Here is a 17,931-nt window from a genome sequence, read left to right as displayed (position 1 = left end):
GCATTTGCCGCCTATTTGTGCGTCCGGGCGTGCTTGCAACACATTGTTCGCCGGTGTGTCGCAGATCGCCTGAGTGTGTCGCAACGCTCTCGATCGCAGGATTTCGCAGAGCGAGCGCCGCCGCGTGCGCAGGTCGTGTCGCGTTGACGATCGATCGGCCAGGGTTCCGAAACTGACTTTTTACAAAAATAAAGGGCCGCAGCGGTGACGCTGCGACCCGGCTCAGGTCAGACTTGCCAGTGTTCCCTTAGATTCCGAAGTTCGCACCAAAGATCACCGTGCGGCATGCGAACATCGGAATCGGGACGCTCCAGCTTTCGAGCGAAGCATGTCCTCGGCCCGACCCGAGGATGGCGCCTCCCCGCTTCCTCACGGAGTTGGAAGCAGGGTTCTAGTTGCCCTCACCCGTCGAACCCGACCCATGGGTATGATCCGTCGCATGATCCGTATGACCATGGGACGGAGCAGCGGGCTCGGGCATGGCCCAACTCGAGGTCAGCGTGGAAGCGGTGGACGCAGGCCGCGGCGCGGCTCGCTTGGCTGCGGCCTTCTTCGTCGAAGCCCGCCGTTTGGCCGCCGGCTTGCTCGCGGATGCTCCGGACGATTTGCTGGCGGTTTTCTTCGGAGACTTCCGGGCCGATTTCTTTGCTGATTTCTTGCCGGCTTTCTTTGCGGATTTCTTGGCGGCTTTTTTTGCGGTTTTCTTCGCAGATTTCTTCGCCGCCTTCTTTTTCGAAGACGTCTTCACCGACTTCTTCGCCGATTTCCTCTTCGTCGCTACGGCCTTCTTCTTGCTCTTCTTGGCCTTGACGCTCTTCGCCTTCCTGGATTTCTTAGCCATCGTGGTCCTCCTGTTGCCGGCGATCAATTCAATCCTGGCCGGGGGCCGCCTGTCGCCCAGTCGAGAAGTTCAATCGTGTGAACAACAGGGACCGACGTTCCACCAGCAATCTGGACCATGCACCCGATATTGCCGGTAGCGATCATGTCTGGCTTGACGCTTGCGATATTGGCGACCTTCCGGTCGCGCAAACTGTTCGCAATGTCAGGCTGGAGAATGTTGTACGTCCCCGCCGAACCGCAACACAAATGACTCTCGGGTATATCTTTCACCACGAATCCATTCTTGGAAAGCAAATCTTTCGGAAGTCGCGTGATTTTCTGCCCGTGCTGAAGCGAACAGGCGGAATGATAGGCGATGACAAGATCGCTGCGCCTCTGCGGCGCAGGCAGATCGAGGCTCGCGACGTACTCGGTGATGTCCTTGGCGAGGCCCGAGACCCTCGCGGCCGGGGCGGCGTAATCGCGGTCCTCCCGCAACAGGTAACCGTAGTCCTTGATGACGGTGCCGCAGCCCGACGCCGTCACCACGATGGCGTCGAGCCCGCCGCGTTCCGCCTCGGTGAGCCAGGCCGTGATGTTGGCCCGCGCCCGCGCCAACGCATCGCGGTCGTCGCCCATGTGATGCGTCAGCGCGCCGCAACACTGCTCGTCCGCGACCAGCACCACCTCGACGCCGTGGCGGGTCAACAGGCTGATGGCGGCCTCGTTGATGCGCGGCGCCAGCACCTGCTGGGCGCAGCCCTGCAGCAGCGCGACGCGGCCGCGCCTCAAACCCTTCGCCGGGAACACACTGCCGGCGGCCGCCCCGGGAGAGGGCAGCGACGCCGGCGCGAGCGCCAGCATCGCCTTGATTCGGCGCAGGAACGTCGGCGTCGTCGCGCCCGCTTTTGATCCCGGCAGCAGCGCCGCGACGGGGCGGCCAAGACGCGCCAGGATCATGCTGGCCCGAAACAGTTTCGGCCGCGGCAGCACATAGGCGAGAACCATTCGAAGCAGCCGTTCGGGAAGCGGTCGCTGGTACTCCTTCGCGATCCTGACCCGCGCCTGATCGACCAGATGCATGTAGTTGACCCCCGAGGGGCACGTCGTCATGCAGGCGAGGCAGGACAGGCAGCGGTCGATATGCTTCACGACCTCGGTGGTCGGCGGCTCGTTCTTTTCGAGCATCTGCTTGATCAGGTAGATCCGGCCGCGCGGGCTGTCGAGTTCGTCGCCGAGCAGCACATAGGTCGGGCACGTCGCCGTGCAGAACCCGCAATGCACGCACTTGCGGAGGATCTTGTCGGCCTCGGCGATGTCCGGATCGGCCAGTTGAGCAGGCGTGAATTCGGTCTTCATGAGATCGGGGTCCGGGCCAGCCTGCCGCGATTGAGAATGCTTTTCGGATCGAAGCTCTGCCGCACCCTCTCGGACAATGCGGCGACGCCCTTCGCCTGCGGATGAAACACATCGACCGCGCGTCGCGTTCCCTCGTCGGCCCGCAGCAGGGTCGCATGGCCGCCGATGCCGGCGAGCCGCCGGCGCAGCGGCGCGGCATGGGCATCGGCCGAGGGCGGCAGCGCCGCCCAGATCAATCCGCCGCCCCAGTCGTAGATCACCTCGCCGCCGGTCTCGCGCGCCACCGCCTGACCGAACGCACCGCCTCGCGCCGGCGGGCAGACGATCCGCCACACCGGATACGCGCCGAACGCCCCGCCGGCCGCGAACGGAATGACGTCGCGGATATCGCGCCACAGGGCAGCCGACTGCGCGTCCTCGACGAGTTCGGCCGTTCCGAACGAGGCAAGGTCCGCAGCGAGCGCCGACGCGCGGTGAGCGACCGAAGCGGCGATGCCTTCCAGCCGCAACACCGTTACTGCCTTTCCTGCCGTTGCAAGGCCGGCAAGCGCGCCCTGCGCGGCCCCGCGAGCCGTGCCCGGCACATGCGCCGCCCCCGAGACGTCGTACGGCGAGCCCAGCGCCGCCGTCAGCGCGCGATTGGCGGTGACGTCGTCGAGCCCGCGCAGCACCAGCGAGCGTTCCGCCTCGGCCTTGGGCATCACCTTGAGCGTCACCTCGGTCATGACCGCGAGCGTGCCCCACGATCCCGCCAGCAGCTTGCAGAGATCGTAGCCGGTGACGTTCTTCACCACCCGGCCGCCGGCCTTGAAACTGTCGCCGAAGCCGGAGACGGCGTGAACGCCGAGCAGATGATCGCGCACGCCGCCGGCCTTGATGCGGCGCGGGCCGGCGAGCCCGGCCCCGATCATGCCGCCGATGGTGCCGCGGCCCGAGCGAGCGTCGAGCAATGCGGCGGTGTCCATCGGCTCGAACGCGAACTGCTGGTTCCTTGAATCGATCAGCGACAGCACGTCATCGAGCGCAGCGCCGGCCTGCACCGTGATGATGAGTTCGTTCGGCTCATAGGAGGTCACCGCATTCAGCGCCGAGACGTCGAGCACCGCATTGGTCGCCATCGCATGCCCGATGGGCCGCTTCGAACCGTGGCCGATGATCTCGAGCGGCTGCTCACCGGCGATCGCGGCGCGCACGGCGGCTTCCACGTCGGCGGCGTCCCGGATGCGCAGGACAGTCACGGCTGCCCGCAGACTGCTGTGTTCCCTCCCCCCTTGTGGGGGAGGGTTAGCGAGGGGGGCAAGCAACGAAATCCGGAGCCGGGGTTACTCCCCTCTCCACCTCTCCTCCACAAAAGGGGAGAGAGCAATTCGTGCCCGAACGCGATGCCGAGTTTTCTCATCGATCTTCTATCTCAACCACGGACTCAAAACCTCGGCAGATCCGGAAACGCCAGCTTGCCGCCATGCACATGGACGCGGCCGAGTTCGGCGCAGCGGTGCAGCGTCGGAAACATCTTTCCCGGATTGAGCAGCCCCTGCGGATCGAACGCGCATTTCAGCCGCTGCTGCTGGTCGAGATCGACCTCGCTGAACATATGAGGCATCAGGTCGCGCTTCTCGATCCCGACGCCGTGCTCGCCGGTCAGAACCCCGCCGAGTTCGACGCAGCAGCGCAGTATCTCCGCGCCGAACGCTTCCGCCTTGTCCATCTCCCCCGGCTTGTTGGCATCGTAAAGAATAAGCGGGTGAAGATTGCCGTCGCCGGCATGGAATACGTTGGCGACGCCGAGGCCGTATTTCTCGCCGAGTTCGCGGATGCGCGCCAGCGCCCGCGGCAGCGCGCCGCGCGGAATGGTGCCATCCATGCAGAGATAGTCCGGCGAGATGCGGCCGACCGCCGGAAACGCCGCCTTGCGGCCAGCCCAGAACAGGTCGCGCTCGGCTTCCGAACCGGAAATCCGGCAGGTGGTCGATCCGCAACCCAGCGCGATGGCCTCGACCCGCTTGATGAGTTCGTCGACCTCGATTGAAGAACCGTCAAGCTCGATGATCAGCAACGCCTCGACATCGAGCGGATAGCCGGCATGAACGAAGGCTTCCGCGGCGTGGATCGCGGGCTTGTCCATCATCTCCATGCCGCCGGGAATGATGCCGGCGCCGATGATCTTCGCGACGCACGCACCTGCCGCCTCGACTTGCGCGAAGCCGACCATCAACGCCCGCGCGGTTTCCGGCTTTCTCAGGATACGAACCGTGACCTCGGTGACGACGCCGAGCAGCCCTTCGGAGCCGGTGATAATTCCCATAAGGTCGTAACCCGCGCTCTCGGGCGCCTTGCCGCCGATCCGCAGGATTTCACCCGACATCAGCACGAGCTCGCAGCCGAGCACGTTGTTGGTGGTCATGCCGTATTTCAGGCAGTGAATGCCGCCGGAATTTTCCGCGATGTTGCCGCCGATCGAGCAGGCGATCTGCGATGACGGATCGGGCGCGTAGTAGAAGCCCGCATGGGCCACCGCCTGGCTGATGGCGAGATTGGTGACGCCGGGCTCGGTGACGACGACGCGGTTGTCGAAATCGATCTCGCGGATGCGCTTGAATTTGCCCAGCCCCAGCAGCACCGCATCCTCCAGCGGCAATGCTCCCCCCGACAGCGAGGTGCCGGAGCCGCGCGGCACCACCTTGATGCCGTTCTCGAAGCAATATTTCAGAACGCGCGACACCTGCTCCGTGGTTTCCGGCAACACCACCACCATGGGCGGCTGACGATAGGCGGTCAGGGCGTCCGATTCATACGGCAGCATTTCCGCGGCGCTGGAGATCACGCCTTCGCCCGGCACGATCGCGCTCAGGTCCGCGACGATGGCATCGCGGCGATCGAGCACCGCCTGATCCGATGCGGGCATCACAATGGGCATATGGCAGATGCTCCGGCGTTGCGATCTGATCGCGGCGGTCGCAACAAAACCAGCCGGATCAACCACACTTCGTACGTCTTGTGTAGGCATCGCCGGCCTTTAGTTAAATAGGATTGTTCGCGTTTCGGCCGAATGCTAGGGTTGCGCGATAAAGTCGCGGCCGCAGCGCGACTGGCCAAAATATGAAACGGCTGCCGCGCACCCGGCGAGCCCGCCAGATGGCCTTTTTTGCGCCTAAATCACACTCGAATCATTCTAAGATCGGTGGTATCCTTCGATTCTGCGGTTCGCATCCAAGGTTGTCGCACGACCTGCGTGCTACAGAATCCAGACACCGACCTTTCCTCTCAGGAGAGGTAAATCCCAACCGCTTCAGCCTGAAGCCACCACTAGGAACTCAGAGGTCTCCATGAAAACGTTCGCCATCTCCGCATTGACCGTCCTCGGTTTCGCGCTTGCTAGCGTAGGCAGTTCGTCCGCGGCGGACGTAGAAGCCGGGAAGTCTGCCTTCAACAAGTGCATGGCCTGTCATGCCATCGGCCCGGGCGCTACGAACAAGGTCGGACCTGACCTCAATGGCCTGGACGGACGCAAGGCCGGCACCGAAGCAGGCTATGCCTATTCGGACGCCATGAAGAATTCCGGCATTACCTGGAATCAGAAGGAGTTCGAGGAATACATCAAGAACCCCAAGGCCAAGATTCCGGGCATCAAAATGGTGTTCGCCGGCATTACCAAGCAGAGCGAACTCGACAATCTCTGGGCCTACGTCTCGCAGTTCGACAAGGACGGCAAGGTCAAGTAACGCCCTGTAGCGTTTCGAGCGAAGCATGTCCTCGGGCTTGACCTGAGGATGCATACCGGTTCGCATCACCGGTTCGCATCAAGAAAACGCGTCAAAACAAAATCATGGAGCCTGGTTTCTGATTTCATCAGAAGGGCTCCATTGACTCTAGCCCACGCGCTCCCCTGCCGGCATCATGGTCGGCAGGGCAGCCTGCACCACAAGGCCACGGGCGCGCGCATCGGTCACGCCGACCGCGCGCAACGCCAGCAAGGTGGCGGTCTGCACCACGTCGCGCAGCCTCGCCGGATCATCGAGATTATCCGGTGTCAGCGGACCAACAAGTGATTCCTGCAGCGCGCCAAGCAGCGCAGTCGCAGCCAGCGACGTATCCTGCGCCGGCAGATGTCCGGCACGCACGGCAGCGATGATACGCTTCTCGATCTCGCCGGCGATCTCGCGGCGGCTCGCCAGACGCGTTACCGCCACATCGACATCGATCGGCTCCGCCAGAATGCCCCACGCCAGTTTCCGGTGCGACACCATGTGCACGGCAACGGTCGCGAGGGCGGCAGCCAGCGCCGAGGACGGCCCCGGCGCCGCCTCGGCGGCGGCGCTTATCGCGGCCAGTTCGTCGCGCGAAACTTCCTTTATCAGTTCGGAGATCAGATCCGCCTTGGAGGGAAAATAACGATAGACCGTGCCGGCGGCGACGTTGGCGCGAACCGCGACGGGAGCGATCTGCACCGCCGCCATGCCGCCGCTGCTGGCCGTATCCCGCGCCGCCGTCAAAATGGCGCGGCGACGCGCGGCGAGGCGCTTCACGACCTGTTGGGTCCGCCGATACACCATGCGCGTTTCATGTCCTTAGCATCCGGTTCAACCGCGTTGAATCGGAGGCTAAATCTATCCCGCCGGTTGAGCATGATCCTATCCGAAACCGTTTCCGCTTTTCGGAATCATGCTCTGGCAGACCGCCGCCGGCACCGGCACCGGCACCGGCACCTGAAGGACTGAATACCTGTTCAGGTCGGAAGGCAAGCGACATTCGGCCGCCCGTCACGATCGTCATCACGGTCAGCGGCGCAACCTGACCGGACGCGCAACCCCGCCTGCGCGTCCCTAGAGGCGCGCTCCGCTAAATCGTGCGTGCGGCCATCGCAAGCATCAGAGGTGAAGCATCTTCAACACGCCGAGACCCTGAAGGCCGACGAAGATGAGATAGATGGCGATGACGAAATTGAGGAAGCGCGGCATCAACAGGATCAGGATGCCTGCGATCAGTGCCACGATGGGCTGGATATGCGCTGCCGTGATGACCATTGAGAAATCTCCACTGATGCGATTTGCGAATCGCGGAAAACTTTATCCGCCGCGCCGGCTTCATGATAGCGGCCGCGGTCGATCTGCTGTTCCGCCTCATTTGTGACATTGCCGAAAAACGCCGCAGAAATGCCAAGCTGGAGGCGGGAACGTTGGCAGGTCGGATGAATTGGCATGACAGCCCGACTGTGCGCCTCGCTTGCGCACATTCGGCACTATAAAGAAATGAGGTCGATCATGAGACATACGGCTGCGGCTGTTGCCGCATTTGCGACTGTACTTGGCACGACCCTTGGCACCACGCTCGCTGCTCACGCGCAAGGCGTCACGGTCGGCGCTGCTCCGTCGACCGAGATGGTCGTCACCCAGCCGGTCGAAGTCGATGCCAATGGCGGGATTGTCAACGAGCAGCTTCCGGCGTTTCGCGAATACGTCGTGACCGAGCGCATCCCCTCATACACCGTTTCGCAAAACATCGTCATCGGCGCGGTCCTGGCTGACGAAGGCGTAACGCTTTACGACGTGCCGCAGCGTTTCGGCGCGACGCCCTATCGCTACACCGTCGTAAATGGCGAAACCGTTCTGATCGAGCCGCGCACGCGCCGCATCATGCAGGTGGTCGACTGAGCATCCGTGCCCGGTCCGCCACGTGCGAAGGGCGCGTTCGGTTTTCAAGGTCAGTTCGCGTGACAACAGCGGCACGATCGGAGCCGCCGCCACGCGGGCAGCCGGAGCCCCGTCCCGTCACCTCCAGGGACGGGGTTTCCGGTTTACCGCGAGAGGCGCGGAAACCGCTGCATCATCAATCCTGAATCCTGGAAAAATCCGCGACCGTGCGTGTCGCGGCGCGAATCTCGTTGAGCAGCTTCAGGCGGTTTTCGCGGATCTTCGGATCGTCGTCGTTGACCTTCACCTTGTCGAAGAAGGCATCGACCGCCGGCCGCAGTTTCGCCATCGCAGCCATGGCGCTCGCGAAGTCTTCCTTGGCGACAGCAGCGCTTGCTTCAACCTTTGCCTGATCGATGGCCTTAGCAAGCGCTTTCTCTTCGTCGAGCCTGTAGAGCGAGGCATCCGGTACGCCATCGAAGCTGCGCTTGTCCTTCTTCTCCTCGATGGCGAGGATGTTCGACGCGCGCTTGGTGCCGGCGAGCAGATTCCTGCCGTCGTCAGTGTCGAGGAATTTTCCGAGCGCCTCAACGCGGCGGACGATCATCAGGAGATCGTCCTGCATTCCACCCTCCCCTTGAGGGGGAGGGTCATCGCGCAGCGATGGGGTGGGGTGATCTTTCTGCGAGGAGCCACCCCCTCCCGCGGCGCTGCGCGCCGCGACCTCCCCCCTCAAGGAGGAGGTGGAAGACAGCGCAAACACGGCATCGACAAGATCGTGCCGCGCGCCCTGCTCGCGGAGTTGGACTTTCAGGCGGTCGGCGAAGAAGGAGAGGAGATTAGCGGAGATTGAAAAAACTTCTACTGCATGCGCATCATAGGTCCCGGGTACATAGTAGAATTCACCGTCCGGTCTCTCCTGTTCGACTAAGGAGCTTACTGTAATGCCCAGCGTCAAATCGTGAAGCCGCTCCTGATTAACGGCAGCATCGGGGCCAATGTTCAGACTTTCCATCAGATTTCCAGACACCACTGAAAAACTGCCGATCATAACTCCTCTTTGAACGAAACTGACGTTTGCGACTCCGCCAAATTGACTTATCAATCGACTGATTTTTTGCGTGCGAACCAACACGGTCGCCATGTCAATTATAGAAGTTAAGTTGCAGCGAATTTCATTCTCCAACACCAACCTGATCACCCCCAACGCTGCCCTTCGCAACGCATAAGGGTCCTTGCTACCCGTCGGCTTTTCATCAATCGCCCAGAAGCCGACCAGCGTATCGATCTTGTCGGCCAGCGCCACCGCGATCGAAACGGGATCGCTCGGCACGCGGTCGTTCGGCCCCTGCGGCTTGTAATGCTCCTCGCAGGCTGCAGCGACGGACGCATCCTCGCCTTGCGCGAGTGCATAATATTTCCCCATCAGGCCTTGCAGCTCGGGGAATTCGCCGACGACTTCGGTCAACAAATCAGCCTTGCACAGTCGCGCCGCACGCTTCGCCTTCTCGACATCCGCACCGACCAGCGGAGCGATCTCGGCAGCCAGGCGTTCGATGCGCGCGATGCGCTCGGCCTGTGTGCCGAGCTTTTCGTGAAACACGATCTGCTCGAATTTCGGCAGCCGGTCTTCCAGCTTGGTCTTGAGATCGGTTTCATAAAAGAACTTCGCATCGGACAATCGCGCGCGGATCACGCGCTCATTGCCGGCGACGATCGCCTTGCCGCCATCGCTCGCCTCGATGTTGGCGACAAGGATGAATTTGGGGGCGAGCTTGCCTGTCTTAGGATCGTCGACCACAAAGCACTTCTGGTTGTTGCGGATGGTGGCGCGGATCACTTCGCCCGGTATCGACAAAAATTCTGCATCGAACGAACCCATCAGCACCACCGGCCATTCGACGAGGCCCGCGACCTCGTCGAGCAGCGCCTGATCCTCGATCAGCTCGTAGCCTTGCGCAAACGCCAGTTCTTTCGCATCGGCGAGAATGATGTCCTTGCGTCGCTGCGGATCAAGCACGACTTTCGCGTCGTGCAGCTTCGCCTCGTAATCCTCGAAGCGCCGCACGCTGAGTTCTTCCGGCGCCATGAACCTGTGACCGCGCGTGACCTGCCCTGCTTTGATGCCTGCGACGTCGAAGCGCACAACGTCAGGGTCCTCGGTCTCGAGGCCGAACGTCGCGATGATCGAATGCAGCGGCCGCACCCAGGTCAGCGCGCCGGGCTGCGCCGAGCGTTCGCCCCAGCGCATCTGCTTCGGCCACGGGAAGGTGCGCACGACCACGGGCAGGAATTCAGCCAGCACGTCGATCGCCGGACGGCCGGGCTTCTCGATCAGCGCGACGTAGAAATCGCCCTTCTTCGGATCGCGCTGGATCTTGGCCTCATCCAGCGATTTCAATCCCGCCGCCTTTAGGAATCCCTGCACCGCGGCGTCGGGCGCGCCAACCTTCGGTCCCTTGCGCTCATCCTTGAGATCGGGTTGACGCACCGGAACGCCGTGCACCGTGAGCGCGAGGCGGCGCGGCGTGACGAAGGCTTTCGCGCCCTCATAAACAAGACCCTCGGCGACCAGCTTGTCGGTAACCATCCTGCGCAGGTCGTCCGCCGCCTTCGCCTGCATGCGCGCGGGAATTTCCTCGGAGAACAGTTCGAACAGAAGATCGGGCATCGCTCAGGCGCCGCCCGCGTCAGTATGCAGCCACGCCTCGCCGCAGGCCTTCGCCAGATCGCGCACGCGCAGGATGTAGCTTTGCCGCTCGGTCACGGAGATCACGCCGCGCGCGTCGAGCAGATTGAAGACGTGGCTCGCCTTGATGCATTGGTCGTAGGCCGGCAGTGCCATCAGGTGCGCCGCGTGCTTGCCGGGCTGCTTCGGATCGTCCTGCCAGCCGGCGTCGAGATATGTTTTGCACGCGCTTTCGGCCATCCTGAACTGCTCGAACAGCATCGCGGTGTCGGAGTGCTCGAAGTTATGCCGCGAATATTCCTGCTCGGCCTGCAGGAACACATCGCCGTAGCTCACCTTGTCGGCGCCCTCGCGGCCGTTGAAATTGAGATCGTAGACGCGGTCGACGCCCTGCACGAACATCGCCAGCCGCTCCAGCCCGTAGGTGAGTTCGCCCGCCACCGGCGCGCATTCGACGCCCGCCACCTGCTGGAAATAGGTGAACTGGCTGACTTCCATGCCGTCGCACCAGCATTCCCACCCCAAACCCCACGCCCCCAGCGTCGGGCTTTCCCAGTCGTCCTCGACGAAACGGATGTCGTGCAGCACGCTGTCAACGCCGATCGCAGCCAGCGATTTCAGATAGAGGTCCTGGATGTCGGACGGCGACGGCTTGAGGATCACCTGAAACTGATAGTAGTGCTGCAGGCGGTTGGGATTCTCGCCGTAGCGACCGTCCTTGGGACGTCGCGAGGGCTGCACATAGGCCGCGTTCCAGCGTTTCGGCCCCAGCGCGCGTAGCGTGGTCGCCGGATGAAAGGTGCCCGCCCCCACCTCCATGTCATAGGGCTGCAAAATGACGCAGCCATAGTCGGCCCAATAGCGTTGCAGGGTCAGGATCAAGCCCTGGAACGAGCGTTCCGGGCGCATGTGCGGAGGCAGGGAATCCATCGGACTTGTCGGAGATTCGGGTGAAAGCGCGGCGACCGTATCGGCCGGGGAAACCCAAATCAAGCGATGGCGGGACAACGGTCAGCGAAAATGGCCGGCATTCCAGCAAATGACGGCGCATGACAGCACAACTCGGTCCCGGGATTAACCGGTGGACCGGAGGGGCATGGGTGCCCGCTATTCATAACGGGGGCACGCGAACGGCAAGACCGTTCCGCGCGCCCGTCTCAGTCGGGTTAGTCGGGCCGGTAGGCGCCGGTGCGGGAATCGCGCCGCAGGGTCGGAATATCGCGGCGCGCCGGCTCTGCAACACGGGCCATCCGCGCCTCCTCAAGCTCCTGATTGATCCGCTTGGCGGTGTTGTAGAGCCAGCGGAACGCGACTAGTCCACCGAGGGTAGCTGCAAGTGCAATCAGCGGCGGCATCGGTCGATCCTCTTCCTTCGTTGTCGGACCCCCATTTGGCTATATTCTCGCCCAACCTGATCGTTCCCGCAATCGCTGTTTCGAGACCAAATAGCGCCGAATTTCGGCGTGGCGGGCTCTAAAAGCCGAATTTGGCCCAAATCGCCCGGGTTTCAAGCGCGGAAATCAGGTCATCCGGCATCCCCGCGATTCCATCGAGCGCGGCCAGGGTTCCCGCTCCCGGCTTGCGGCCGAGCAGCCCCGCCAGAAAACCGCTCGATGGCGCGATCAGCGGAGTCACGACCTTGTCGCCGAAGCGCGCCCGCAGCGTCGAACGGAGATCGCCGATCGAATCCGCAAGGCCGAGCGCGACCGCGCGCTCGCCCGCCCAGTATTCGCCCGTGAACAGAAGATCGTCCGCCCCCTTGAGCCGCGCCCCCCGGCTTGCCCTGACCAGTTCGATGAAGGTGCCGTGAATCTCGCGCTGGATCGCCTTCAGGCGCGCCACGTCGTCGGGATTTTCGGGGAGGAACGGATCGAGCGTCGCCTTGTGCTCACCCGATGTATACAGCCTGCGTTCGACGCCGATCTTCTTGATCAACTCGGTAAAGCCGAAACTGCTGCCGACCACGCCGATCGAACCCAGGATCGAGGAAGGATCGCAGAAAATCTCGTCGCCCGCGCAGGCGATCATGTAACCGCCGGAAGCTGCGACATCCTCGACGAATACCAGCACCGGAAGGTTTTTCTCCTGCGCGAGTTGCCGGATGCGCAGGTAGATCTGGCGCGACTGCACCGGCGAGCCGCCCGGCGAATTGATCACCAGCGCCACCGCCTTGGCATCGTTTACAGCGAACGCCCGCTCCAGCGTTTTGGCGACACCCGCAAGCGTCATGCCTGGCCTGAGCGGCGTGACGGCGCCAATCACGCCGGACAATCGCACCACCGGCACGACCGTCGTGCCGGGACGCCATCGCGTAGGAACCAGTTTCATCAGCGCTGCTCGCATGCCGTCTCCCCTGTGCTTCGGCGATTTCGCATCATGCAAGTGCCGGAGTTACACAGGGATGTAAGCGCTGGTGCGAATATCGGTAGTCTTCTCAATGCCTTTTACTTCACATCTGCTCCAGGCGGCGGCAAAGGAGGAGTCATGCGGTGCGCTGCGTGCAGGACTCATCTGCCATCACAGCGAAATAACCTGTCCGCCGGACAGAATCTTACAGCTCTCTTTGCTCGGCAGGCCGGTCTCGTCGGCCAGCATCAGACCCGGACAAAGCCGGAGTGGGGCGCGGCTGCCCTTGACGGCACGAACCAGGATGCGGATCGCGGGCTTGTCCGCATCCGGATGCACCGGACGGATCGCGATGCCACCGAAACCGCGACCGAGCGCGGCCAGCACCTCGGCCAGACCGTCGCTGCGCCAGATCAGGCAAAGCACGCCACCGGATCTCAGCACACGCCGCGACGCATGGACCCACCTGTCGAGCGTGGCAGGCTCCGCGACATGGGCCGCGCGACGGTTCTCATCGGGCGATGGCCGATGCCGCTCCGAATCGTTGAACGGAGGATTCATCAGCACCCCGTCGGCGCTGTCGGGACCGAGACCGACGCCTGCGAAAGCCTCCGCTCCGGCCGTGATATCGAAGGTACGGACCCGCGCCGCGATCCCGTTGAGAACCGCGTTGCGGCGCGCCAGATCGGCGAGGACTTCGTCGCGTTCGACCAGCGTCAGATCGATGCCGGCAAGGCGCGTCGCCACCGCGAGCCCGGCTGCGCCGACGCCCGCTCCGAAATCAACGATACGGTCGCCGCGTTTGCCCGGCGTCACGGCGGCGAGCAGCATCGCGTCATGGCCGGCGCGATGGCCGGACAGGGGTTGATACAGCCGCAGCCGACCGCCAAGAAATGCATCCTCGCGCACTTCAGGTCGTGCGCCAGTCATCGTCCAGCGTCGTCGGGTCGCAATTCGTGACCCAGCCCGGCTTCGATGAGAAGCCGGCGTGCCTCGGCGTTGTCCTCGTCATGCACCAGAATGCGGCGCGGCAGGATACCGAGCGATCCCTCGATCACGCTCATGTTCTGATCCAGCACCAGATGGTAGATGTCGGCGCCGTCCAGCAGCGCGCCGATCGCCGACACCAGCACCACGTCGTTGGTTCGGACCAATTCGCGCAATCCCGCATTCTCCCGCGCCATGCGCAGCTTCACGGCCCCGTGGCCCATGTCAACCGCTCCATGTCAACAACTACCTGCGCTTGCCGCGCCAACCGCCACTTTCTATTGTAACAGCCGCAAATGGCGCGGACAGAACAATTCGGAGATCCCCAGCTTGGCGGTCATTGTCCCATTCGAAAGCCACTCGACAGGCTCCGTTGACCAGCTGGTCGAGCTCGTCGCCGCCGACATGGAACGCGTCAACGCCACCATCCTGTCGCGGACCGGGTCGGAAGTCACGATGATCCCGGAAGTCGCGAACCACCTGATCTCGTCCGGCGGCAAGCGGCTGCGTCCGATGCTGACGCTGGCGATGGCCCATCTCGCCGGCTATTCAGGTGAGGGTCACGTCAAGCTCGCGGCCTCCGTGGAATTCATGCACACCGCGACCCTGCTGCACGACGACGTGGTCGACGAGAGCGAACTGCGTCGCGGCAAGCTGTCGGCGCGCATGGTGTGGGGCAACGAGGCCAGCGTCCTGGTCGGCGACTTCCTGCTCGGGCAGGCGTTTCGCATGATGGTCGAAGTCGGCTCGCTGCGCGCGCTCGACATCCTGTCGTCGGCGGCCGCCACCATCGCGGAAGGCGAAGTCATGCAGCTCGCGGCGGCGAAGAATACCGCCACCACCGAAGACGAATACCTCGCAGTCATCCGCGGCAAGACCGCCGAGCTGTTCGCCGCCGCCTGCGAAGTGGGCCCGGTGCTCGGCGGACGTCCGAAAGCCGAAGAGACGGCGGCGGCCTCCTTCGGCATGAACCTCGGGATCGCCTTCCAGCTCGTCGACGACGTGCTCGATTACGGCGGCAAGTCGGCCAAGCTCGGCAAGAACGTCGGCGACGATTTCCGCGAGGGCAAGATCACGCTGCCGGTGGTGCTGGCGTTCCGCCGCGGCAACGATACCGAGCGCGAATTCTGGGTGCGAGCGCTCGAGGAAGGCGAGATCGGCGACAACGATCTCAATCACGCCATCGGATTGATGACCAAGCATCGCGCGCTGGAGGATACCCTCAACCGCGCCCAGCACTACGGCGCGATGGCGGTGGATGCGCTGGCGCTGTTTCCGCCGTCGCCGATGAAGAGCGCGCTGGAGCAGGTCGTGGCGTTCTGCCTGGCGCGGTCGCACTGAACCGTCGGCCAGGGACGAGAGCAGAGAGCTTGTCTCCGCAGACTTGAGACCGGGTTGGATCAGCCGCCGCTGACTTCGGCGGTCCTGCGACGAACCGACATACCGATGCCGATGGCACGGAACGACGCGACGGTCCGGCAAAGTTCCTGGGCAGACGACCGCGCAAGCAAGCCTTGGCTGAAAAGCCACGCACGAGTCGGACGTGTGCGGACGCGTTGACGATTTCAAAAGGCGGCGAAGCCACACATGCGCCGCCCGGTTGCAAACTGACGTCGGGACGTGATCATTTGGTCCTCAGAATACAGCAGGGTCCCGGACCGTAAACGACGGTCGGCAACCCGAACAGAACCGGATCGTCGCGGAAGAAGCGCTCGATACCGATACCTCCCGGTATCGTGCCCGCCGGGGTGCCGTAATAGGAAACGCGTAACGTCGAGAAAATAACCGCACGCCGCCGCACGGAGTCGACGACCGCCAGGTTGGTGCAGCTTCCGTCGAGCGCCCGCAGGCAGCGTTGGGGCGGTTTTGGCGCCTGGACGACCCTCTGGGGCGAAGCGGCCGCGGGTTGTGCGGGTTTCGCAAAGGCGCCCACAGTGAACGCCCACATCAGTCCCCCACATGCCGCCGAGGCGATAGCGATCGCATAGCGCATATTTCTATCCTCTCAGAATTGCAGGTTCGCTGTAAGCGACGTGGTCCAGGCGCGGTAGCTTAGCTGTGGCGGAAGATATTCTCGCACTTCCGCCGGAACGGTCGAGGTTTCGAGGAACGCGCCGGTGTCCTGACGCACCCAGGAATAGCCTCCCTTCAACTCGACCGAGGCGTGCGGCGATACCGTATAGGTCGCACTTGCGCCAACCGAGTGCTTGGTTTTTGCCGGAATGAATTCGGCGTTGATCTGATCGTAAAAATTATCCGAGCGGTAGAGGAAGCTGTAATTCGCCGCCAGCTTCAGCTGTTCGGTGATCAGGAAGGACGGCTCGACCGAGCCGATCACGAGATGGCTGTTGGAATTGCGCCGCTCCACCACAAGAGGACCGAAGATCCCGGGAATCTGGTTCTTTTCCTGGAATGTATGCGACACGCTCATGACCAGCGCCCATTGCGGATCGAACTGATATTGCGCGACGAGGTTGCTCACAAAGCGATCGCCGGCCTTGCCGTTGGCGACGCCATCGACCTTCACGACGGTTTCCGACATGTACGCAACGGTTCCCTCAAGCGCGAGGCTGTTGATCTGCGTCTTCAGGTTGGCATTGGCTGTAAAGACGCTGCCTGGATCGATCTGGTTCTTGAGGTTGAAAACGCCGAACCCCGTCGCGGCGGACGGATCTATTCCTTCCCTCATGAAACTGCCCTGCCAGGCATAACCGCCCGAAACCGACAGTGCAGTATTTTCATTCAGCCCGAAAACCAGCCCGGCCGTCGGATTGACGTTGAAGCCGGCGCCATAACTTCCGATGTCGACGAGGTCGGGATCCATGCGCGCGAAACGCTGGTTGTTCGGAAGATACGCGGTACCGGTCGGGATATTGAGGGCGACGCCGAACGTCGGCTGAAACGTTTCGAAGTTCTGGAGCGTTGCAGTAACCGATGCCTCGGAATCGATCGGACCGTTGTAGGTCGCCTGCTGTCCCGCCGTTTCGTGTCGCGCGTAGACATGACCGCCCTTGAAACGGGTTTCTAGTTTCATTGACGAGGGATCGTCGTAGTCGATACCGACCAGCGTCGGCGTGTAAACCTGATAACCCTTGCCGCGATCGGGCGCGAACACGTTCACGCCGCGCGTGCCGGTCCAGGCCGAATAGTGCGGACCGGTGCTCATGAAGGCCGACCACGTACCCGGAAGGCCCGGATCCTGCTGCGGGCTTTCCAGCGTCCCCACGGGATCGCCCAGGCCGAAATTGACCCGCGCCATCACGGTGTGCATGTCGGCGCTCACGCCGTGAATGACCGGGTTGGCGGGCTCATTGAGGGTGGTGTCGATAACCTCGTGGCGGCCGACATGATCCTTGCTCTCGAACTTGGTGTAAGCATATTCGGCGCCGACCGTGACATTGCGGAACAGCCGGTATTCGAGACCTGCCCCGACCGTCCATCCGTTGTGCCAGCGCGTGTTGCTCCAGTCGAAAGTCCCGAAATTCGGCGTGAGATATCCCGACGTCTGGATCTGGCCAAGCGCGTAACCGCCCTTCACATACAACAGCCAGTTGTCGTTGACGGCATAGCCGAGCCGCGCCGTCAGGTTGAAGACGGATTGAATGTCGGTCGTGACGAAGGTCTCCAGCGGGACAAAGGCCTGGCCCTGCGCCGGATCGAAATTGTTGTTCTTCTCCCGGCGAAGCGGATTGCCTATCCAGGACAGCTCGGCGCCGACAAGCCACGGACCCGAGACCATCGTATTGCAGCCGACCTGTGCGCCGACGACGCCGCGGCGATCCCTGAAAGCGGCGCCGTCGATCAACTGCGGATCAAGATTACCGGTGGCAGTGTAGGGATTGCTGTTGCGATAAACCCAATCGGAACGCGAAAACGCGATCCCCATCCCGGCGCCGACATAACATCCCGCCCAGCCATAGGCGGGATAGCTCTGGACCTCCTCGGCCGGCGGCGCTTTTAGCGGCATATCGGCCGCCCGCGCCACCGAATCGAATTGCACCAGCCAGAATACGCCCCAAACAGCAACCGACGTGCACCAGGCCGACCGCGCCGACCGGCGGCCGTCGCATGCTTTCCAACGTTTCATTCCCCGCCCCA

General features: G+C 63.0%; 17 protein-coding genes. 4 read left to right on the top strand and 13 right to left on the bottom strand.

Going from position 1 to position 17,931, the window contains the following annotated elements; all coding sequences use genetic code 11:
- The first annotated feature begins 479 nt into the window (after positions 1 to 479).
- Complete coding sequence (locus ACS3WA_RS03725) at positions 480 to 980, top strand: hypothetical protein (protein ID WP_438277213.1); 501 nt, start codon at positions 480 to 482, stop codon at positions 978 to 980.
- Here ACS3WA_RS03725 and glcF read toward each other — a convergent pair.
- The 3 genes from glcF to ACS3WA_RS03710 all read right to left on the bottom strand — a co-directional run bounded on the left by glcF (position 865) and on the right by ACS3WA_RS03710 (position 5,098).
- Positions 865 to 2,181 carry a glycolate oxidase subunit GlcF gene (gene glcF, locus ACS3WA_RS03720; RefSeq protein WP_438277212.1) on the bottom strand — a complete coding sequence of 439 codons (1,317 nt, stop codon included), beginning with the start codon at positions 2,179 to 2,181 and terminating at the stop codon, positions 865 to 867. The genes ACS3WA_RS03725 and glcF overlap by 116 nt on opposite strands.
- Positions 2,178 to 3,419: an FAD-binding protein gene (locus ACS3WA_RS03715; RefSeq protein WP_438277211.1), complete on the bottom strand. Its 1,242-nt coding sequence runs from the start codon at positions 3,417 to 3,419 to the stop codon at positions 2,178 to 2,180. Before ACS3WA_RS03715 ends, glcF begins: the two co-directional genes overlap by 4 nt.
- Before the next feature lie 185 nt (positions 3,420 to 3,604).
- A complete protein-coding gene (locus ACS3WA_RS03710; RefSeq protein ID WP_438277210.1) occupies positions 3,605 to 5,098 on the bottom strand; it encodes an FAD-linked oxidase C-terminal domain-containing protein in 1,494 nt (497 codons plus the stop codon).
- A gap of 409 nt (positions 5,099 to 5,507) precedes the next feature.
- On the opposite strand from ACS3WA_RS03710, the gene ACS3WA_RS03705 reads away from it, so the two are divergent.
- Positions 5,508 to 5,903 (top strand): c-type cytochrome, encoded by a 396-nt coding sequence (locus tag ACS3WA_RS03705; RefSeq protein WP_438277209.1) that lies wholly within the window; start codon positions 5,508 to 5,510, stop codon positions 5,901 to 5,903.
- 147 nt (positions 5,904 to 6,050) lie between these two features.
- Here the strand turns inward: ACS3WA_RS03705 and ACS3WA_RS03700 are convergent, their stop codons facing one another.
- Complete coding sequence (locus ACS3WA_RS03700) at positions 6,051 to 6,734, bottom strand: TetR/AcrR family transcriptional regulator (protein WP_438277208.1); 684 nt, start codon at positions 6,732 to 6,734, stop codon at positions 6,051 to 6,053.
- Positions 6,735 to 7,049: 315 nt separating this feature from the next.
- The gene (locus tag ACS3WA_RS03695; RefSeq protein ID WP_292620409.1) at positions 7,050 to 7,205 is read right to left on the bottom strand and encodes a DUF3096 domain-containing protein; all 156 of its coding nucleotides are present in this window, start codon (positions 7,203 to 7,205) and stop codon (positions 7,050 to 7,052) included.
- Positions 7,206 to 7,442: 237 nt separating this feature from the next.
- Between ACS3WA_RS03695 and ACS3WA_RS03690 the strand changes: the two genes are divergently transcribed.
- Positions 7,443 to 7,832, top strand: coding sequence for a DUF1236 domain-containing protein (locus ACS3WA_RS03690; protein ID WP_438277207.1), 390 nt, complete (start codon positions 7,443 to 7,445; stop codon positions 7,830 to 7,832).
- 175 nt (positions 7,833 to 8,007) lie between these two features.
- Here the strand turns inward: ACS3WA_RS03690 and glyS are convergent, their stop codons facing one another.
- The 6 genes from glyS to ACS3WA_RS03660 form a co-directional block, all read right to left on the bottom strand.
- On the bottom strand, positions 8,008 to 10,482 hold the full coding sequence (glyS, locus tag ACS3WA_RS03685) for a glycine--tRNA ligase subunit beta (RefSeq protein ID WP_438277206.1): 2,475 nt from the start codon (positions 10,480 to 10,482) through the stop codon (positions 8,008 to 8,010).
- 3 nt (positions 10,483 to 10,485) lie between these two features.
- The gene (locus tag ACS3WA_RS03680) at positions 10,486 to 11,430 is read right to left on the bottom strand and encodes a glycine--tRNA ligase subunit alpha (RefSeq protein ID WP_438277205.1); all 945 of its coding nucleotides are present in this window, start codon (positions 11,428 to 11,430) and stop codon (positions 10,486 to 10,488) included.
- A 236-nt stretch (positions 11,431 to 11,666) separates the two neighbouring features.
- Positions 11,667 to 11,855 carry a hypothetical protein gene (locus tag ACS3WA_RS03675; RefSeq protein ID WP_319796722.1) on the bottom strand — a complete coding sequence of 63 codons (189 nt, stop codon included), beginning with the start codon at positions 11,853 to 11,855 and terminating at the stop codon, positions 11,667 to 11,669.
- Positions 11,856 to 11,973: 118 nt separating this feature from the next.
- Positions 11,974 to 12,843, bottom strand: coding sequence for a S49 family peptidase (locus tag ACS3WA_RS03670; RefSeq protein ID WP_438277204.1), 870 nt, complete (start codon positions 12,841 to 12,843; stop codon positions 11,974 to 11,976).
- A 174-nt stretch (positions 12,844 to 13,017) separates the two neighbouring features.
- Positions 13,018 to 13,776 (bottom strand): tRNA1(Val) (adenine(37)-N6)-methyltransferase, encoded by a 759-nt coding sequence (locus tag ACS3WA_RS03665; RefSeq protein WP_438277203.1) that lies wholly within the window; start codon positions 13,774 to 13,776, stop codon positions 13,018 to 13,020.
- On the bottom strand, positions 13,773 to 14,009 hold the full coding sequence (locus tag ACS3WA_RS03660) for a putative signal transducing protein (RefSeq protein WP_438277396.1): 237 nt from the start codon (positions 14,007 to 14,009) through the stop codon (positions 13,773 to 13,775). The genes ACS3WA_RS03665 and ACS3WA_RS03660 overlap by 4 nt, the downstream gene beginning before the upstream one ends.
- Positions 14,010 to 14,163: 154 nt before the next feature.
- Here ACS3WA_RS03660 and ACS3WA_RS03655 point away from each other — a divergent pair, with 154 nt between their 5' ends.
- Complete coding sequence (locus ACS3WA_RS03655) at positions 14,164 to 15,174, top strand: polyprenyl synthetase family protein (RefSeq protein WP_438277202.1); 1,011 nt, start codon at positions 14,164 to 14,166, stop codon at positions 15,172 to 15,174.
- A 283-nt stretch (positions 15,175 to 15,457) separates the two neighbouring features.
- Here ACS3WA_RS03655 and ACS3WA_RS03650 read toward each other — a convergent pair whose 3' ends face one another.
- Together ACS3WA_RS03650 and ACS3WA_RS03645 are read right to left on the bottom strand one after the other, a co-directional pair.
- On the bottom strand, positions 15,458 to 15,826 hold the full coding sequence (locus ACS3WA_RS03650; protein WP_438277201.1) for a hypothetical protein: 369 nt from the start codon (positions 15,824 to 15,826) through the stop codon (positions 15,458 to 15,460).
- A 12-nt stretch (positions 15,827 to 15,838) separates the two neighbouring features.
- Complete coding sequence (locus ACS3WA_RS03645) at positions 15,839 to 17,920, bottom strand: outer membrane beta-barrel protein (protein ID WP_438277200.1); 2,082 nt, start codon at positions 17,918 to 17,920, stop codon at positions 15,839 to 15,841.
- Positions 17,921 to 17,931: the final 11 nt, after the last annotated feature.

It is taken from the genome of Nitrobacter sp., assembly GCF_051535235.1.
Classification (GTDB): Bacteria; Pseudomonadota; Alphaproteobacteria; order Rhizobiales; family Xanthobacteraceae; genus Nitrobacter.
The sequence above is the reverse complement of the archived record's forward strand: the minus strand, read 5'-3'. Positions and strand labels throughout refer to the sequence as shown.